Raw genomic sequence first — 5,048 nt, forward strand, 5'->3', positions numbered from 1 at the left:
CGGCCGCCAGGGACACGGTCTGCGTCGCGGCGGGGCTGGGTGGGCGGCGCGGCGGTCACGGGCTGCGAGGTCGCGGTCTGCACGGCCGTGGCTGGACCGGTCGCCGCCTGGGCCGGCGCGGCGGCGCCCGACGCCGCCAGGCTCGCCGCCTGCGGCGACAGGCTCACCACGGCGGACGCCTCGGCCTGCGAGGTGGTCGAGGGATCATCGGCTTCGCGCACGCGTGCCGACTGCCCGGTGGTCGCACCGGGACCATTCGATGTCGTTATGTTGTTCAGGGCAGCAATCATGGCGAGCCTCCCAGGAGGTTTCCGCACATTTCGGCCAGCGGACGCCGGGCCCGGAGCGCATTCCGGGTCGAAGCCCCTTCAGGGCATGTTCGGTTTATCGGCGGGCGATCTCCGGACTTTAGGCCTCGATTCAAGGGAATCGCACTTTCTTGATAGGTGAAAACCCTCGGTCTGGCGACGCGCGGGCGCCTGGAGGCTCAAGTCCACTCGTCGGAAACCCCTGCTGCCATCGGTTAAATTTCCACGCATGGGTCTCCGCTCCTTCGCCACCGCTCACATCCCCGGCCTGACGGGCCTGGCCGGTCCCCGGACCGCGCCGGACACGGCCGCCGAGGCGTCGTCCTTCGACGCGCTCGTGGACCGCCTGCATTACCTGCCCAAGGCGGACGTCAAGCGCATCCGGGAGGCCTACAAGTTCGCCGACGAGGCCCACCTGGGCCAGTTCCGCGCCAGTGGCGAGCCCTACATCACCCATCCGATCGCGGTGGCCGGCCTGTGCGCCGACTGGCGCCTGGACGCGCAGGCCATCATGGCCGCGCTGATGCATGACGCGATGGAGGACTGCGGCGTCACCAAGACGGAGCTGATCGAGCGCTTCGAGGCGCCGACGGCGGAACTGGTCGACGGCCTGACCAAGCTGGACAAGCTGCAGTTCTCGACGCGCGAGGAATCGCAGGCCGAGAGCTTCCGCAAGATGCTGCTGGCGATGGCGCGCGACGTGCGCGTGATCCTGATCAAGCTGGCCGACCGGCTGCACAACATGCGCACGATGCAGCACATGGCCTTCGACAAGCGCCGCCGCATCGCCCGCGAGACCCTGGACATCTACGCGCCGATCGCCCACCGGCTGGGCCTGAACGAGATCTACCGCGAGCTGCAGGAACTCTCCTTCCAGTACATCCATCCGTGGCGCCACGGGGCGCTGGCCAAGGCCGTGACGAAGGCGCGCGGCCACCGCCGCGACCTGGTCGCGCGCATTGAACGCGACGTCCAGAAGGCCTTCTCCGAGGCCAACCTGCGCGTCGAGATCCAGGGCCGCGAAAAGACGCTGTTCAGCATCTACAAGAAGATGCGCGAGAAACACCTGAGCTTCGCGCAGGTCAGCGACATCTTCGGCTTCCGCGTGATCGTGCAGGACCTGCCCCAGTGCTACTGGTCGCTGGGCGTGCTGCACCAGCTCTACAAGCCGCAGCCGGGCAGATTCAAGGACTACATCGCCATCCCCAAGCCCAACGGCTACCAGTCGCTGCACACGACGCTGGTCAGCCCGCTGGGCACGCCGGTGGAATTCCAGATGCGGACCGAGGCGATGCACATGGTCGCCGAGAAAGGCGTGGCCGCGCACTGGCTCTACAAGAGCAAGGGCGACGCCAAGGGCGCGCAGCAGCTGGGCTCGCGCTGGCTGCAGTCGCTGCTGGACATCCAGGACGAGACCCGCGACGCGACCGAGTTCCTGGAGCACGTCAAGATCGACCTGTTCCCCGACGCGGTCTACGTGTTCACGCCCAAGAGCAAGATCATGGCGCTGCCCAAGGGCGCGACGCCGGTGGACTTCGCCTACGCGATCCACTCGGACGTCGGCGACCACTGCGTCGCCGCCAAGGTCAACGGCGAGCCGGTGCCGCTGCGCACCGAGCTGCGCAGCGGCGACGTGATCGAGATCGTGACCGCCGCGGGTGCTCGTCCCAATCCGGCTTGGCTGAGCTTCGTGCGCACCGGACGTGCGCGCTCCAAGATCCGCCATTTCCTGAAGAACCTGGAGCAGGAGGAATCGCGCGAGCTCGGCCACAAGATGCTGGCCCAGGCGCTGCGTGCCGAGGGCCTGGCGCTGCCCAGCCTGAAGGAAGAGGACGAGGCCGCCGCCGCACTGTGGCAGGACCTGGCGCGCTGGGCCGGCAACCGCCATGTCGACGAACTGCTGGTCGAGATCGGCCTGGGTCGCAAGATCGCCACCATCGTGGCCAAGAAGCTGGCCCGCACCCTGTCCGACCAGGGGCAGCGTCCGGACGCGGTGCTGCTGACGATGGGCCGCTTCGCCACCGACGACGCGCCGGCCCAGGGCCAGGTGCTGCTGGACGGCAGCGAAGGCGCGTCGGTGCGGCTGGCCACCTGCTGCCGGCCGATCCCGGGCGACGACATCAAGGGCTACCTGGGCCGTGGTGAGGGCCTGGTGGTGCACACCGCGGAATGCTCGGTGGGCCGACGGCTGTTCCAGCGCGACAGCGAGCACTGGATCGCGGTCGGCTGGGCGGAGGAACTGACGCGCAGCTTCGAGGCCGAGGTCGGCGTGCTGATGCGCAACGGCAAGGGCGTGCTCGCGCAGATCGCGACGGCGGTCAGCAGCGCCGAGGCCGACATCACCCACATCGCCATGAGCGACGACTCGCAGCAGCGGGAGACGGCAGAAATGACGCTGCTGCTCGCGGTGCGCGACCGGCTGCATCTGGCCGACACCCTGCGCACGCTCAAGCGCTCGAGCGCGGTGATGCGGGTCTGGCGCGTCAAGCCCTGATCGAGCCCCGATCAAGCGCGGAGCAAGCGCCGCATGCGGGCCTCGAGGCCCGCGCGCCGCTCCCGGCCGGTGGCCTCGAGCTCAAGCGGCGGGCTTGGGATAACGGACTTCGACGACCTCGATCGTCTCCACGCCGACCGGCGTGACGAGCTGCAGTTCGTCGCCCTCGCGCGCCTTGAGCAGCGTGCGCGCGATCGGCGACACCCAGCTCACCTCGCCCGCAAGGCTGTCCGCCTCGTCGATGCCCATGATGGTGATGGTGCGCTCTTCCCCCTTGGCATTGGCATAGGTCACCGTCGCGCCGAAGAAGACCTGGTCGCTGCCGTGGTGCGCGCTGGGATCGACAACCTCGGCGATGTCCAGCCGCTTGGTCAGGAAGCGCAGCCGGCGGTCGATCTCGCGCAAGCGCTTCTTGCCGTAGAGGTAGTCCCCGTTCTCGGAACGATCGCCGTTCTTCGCGGCCCAGGAGACGGTCTCGACGATCTTGGGCCGCTCGACGTCGAGCAACTGCATGAACTCCGCCCGCAAGCGCGCGTAGCCCGCCGGCGTCATGTAGTTGCGAGAGCCCTTGGGCAGCGCCGGCAGCGAGGGGCCGTCGTCCTCGTCGTCGTCCGGGGCGGCGTCGTTTTCCTTGGTGAATGCCTTGCTCATGGGATTGGATTGTGTCGCCCTTCCACGGCGGCCGCGCGAGGGACGACGGAGCCCCGCGCGCGAACGCGGTATGGTGTCGCGACCCATCCCCCCGGAGGCACCGAGGCATGAGCGACACGACGGAAACCGACAGCGGCGGCCCCTTGGCCGGATTGAGGATCGTCGAGTTCGCGGGCATCGGGCCGGCGCCCTTCGCGGGGCTGGTGCTGGCGGACTTCGGTGCGACCGTCACCGTGGTGGAGCGACCCGGCGGCGAGCAGCGTCTTGGCGGCGCGCCGCGCTGAACCGCGGCAAGCAGGTGGTGCAGGCGGACTTGAAGTCAGCGCACGGGCTGGCCCGGGTGCGGGAGCTGATCGCGCAGGCCGATGCGCTGGTCGAGGGCTTCCGGCCCGGCGTGATGGAGCGGCTGGGGCTGGGTCCCGACACGCTGCTGGCGGCGCATCCAAGGCTGGTCTACGCGCGGCTGACCGGCTGGGGCCAGACCGGCCCGCTCGCGCGCACCGCTGGCCATGACATCAACTACGTGGCGCTCAGCGGGCTGATGCCTTTCGCGGGTCGGCCGGGACAGGCGCCTGCGCTGCCGGCCACCTTGCTGGGCGACGTCGGCGGCGGTGCGTTGACGATGCTGTTCGGGCTGATGTGCGCGCTCTGGGAGTCGCGTCGCTCCGGTCGGGGCCAGGTCGTGGACGCCGCGATCGTCGACGGCGTCGGCTACATGGGGACGCTGATCCAGGCGCTGCGCGCGGGCGGACGATGGGATGAGGACCCGGAACGCAACTTCTTCCTGCACCGCTCGCATTTCTACGACAGCTTCGAATGCGCCGATGGGCGCTGGTTGTCGCTGGGCGCCATCGAGGCGCCCTTCCACCGCGAACTGATGGAGCGCCTGGGCCTGACGCCGGTCCCGGCGCAGGACGATCCGAGCCAGTGGCCGGCGCTGCGCGAGCGGGTGGCGGTGCTGATCCGCGAACAGCCGCTGGCGCATTGGGCGGCGGTGTTCGAGGACAGCGATGCCTGCGTCGCGCCCGTGCTGACGGCGTCCGAGGCGCCCCTGCACCCGCAGCATCAGGCGCGGCGCAACTTCTTCATGCAGGATGGGCTGGCGTGGCCGATGCCGGCGCCGAAACTCTCTCGCACGCCGGCAATGCCCGGTCCGGCGGCCGTGGCGACGAATATGTCGCCGGGTTTATCCGAGTCGGACGATATTCGCACCGGATAACCGGTCCCAGATATCCGGTCGGTATTCAGGAACCGTCTTCGGCAAACAAGCGCAGGGCGGAAATGAATCAGGCAAAGAAAAAGGCCAGTGTTTTTCAACACTGGCCTTTCGATTTGGCGCGGCTGGCAGGATTCGAACCCACGACCCCTTGGTTCGTAGCCAAGTACTCTATCCAACTGAGCTACAGCCGCACGACTTTTACTGATCAGGAACCGCCGTCGTGGAAGCGATTCCAGGTTTTTGTTGTTGCTTCTTCTTTGTTGCCGAATCTTCGGTTGCCCTGGGATTCAACAGTTTTTCTGGCGCGGCTGGCAGGATTCGAACCCACGACCCCTTGGTTCGTAGCCAAGTACTCTATCCAACTGAGCTACAGCCG

2 protein-coding genes, 1 tRNA gene and 2 pseudogenes are annotated in these 5,048 nt (G+C 68.2%); 2 read left to right on the plus strand and 3 right to left on the minus strand.

All coding sequences use genetic code 11. The features are described from left to right. Nucleotides 1-290, minus strand: a pseudogene (locus tag FUT87_RS19525) (hypothetical protein); the annotation flags it as partial. 247 nt (nucleotides 291-537) lie between these two features. On the opposite strand from FUT87_RS19525, the gene FUT87_RS19530 reads away from it, so the two are divergent. Next, entirely contained in the window at nucleotides 538-2,802 is a 2,265-nt protein-coding gene (locus FUT87_RS19530; RefSeq protein ID WP_091732489.1) for a bifunctional (p)ppGpp synthetase/guanosine-3',5'-bis(diphosphate) 3'-pyrophosphohydrolase, read from the plus strand. Nucleotides 2,803-2,883: 81 nt separating this feature from the next. Here FUT87_RS19530 and greB read toward each other — a convergent pair whose 3' ends face one another. Then, entirely contained in the window at nucleotides 2,884-3,453 is a 570-nt protein-coding gene (gene greB / locus FUT87_RS19535) for a transcription elongation factor GreB (RefSeq protein WP_147242105.1), read from the minus strand. Nucleotides 3,454-3,560: 107 nt separating this feature from the next. Between greB and FUT87_RS19540 the strand changes: the two are divergent. Further along, nucleotides 3,561-4,672 (plus strand): annotated as a pseudogene (locus FUT87_RS19540) (CaiB/BaiF CoA transferase family protein). A 114-nt stretch (nucleotides 4,673-4,786) separates the two neighbouring features. Here the strand turns inward: FUT87_RS19540 and FUT87_RS19545 are convergent. Further along, nucleotides 4,787-4,863: transfer RNA gene (locus FUT87_RS19545), tRNA-Arg, on the minus strand. Nucleotides 4,864-5,048: the final 185 nt, after the last annotated feature.

Source organism: Mitsuaria sp. TWR114, assembly GCF_007997345.1.

What these genes read in the sequence shown, in the direction of transcription:
- FUT87_RS19530 (WP_091732489.1), top strand. Translation starts at nt 538, where the DNA reads ATGGGTCTCCGCTCCTTCGCCACCGCTCACATCCCCGGCCTGACGGGC.
- greB (WP_147242105.1), bottom strand. Translation starts at nt 3,453, where the DNA reads ATGAGCAAGGCATTCACCAAGGAAAACGACGCCGCCCCGGACGACGAC.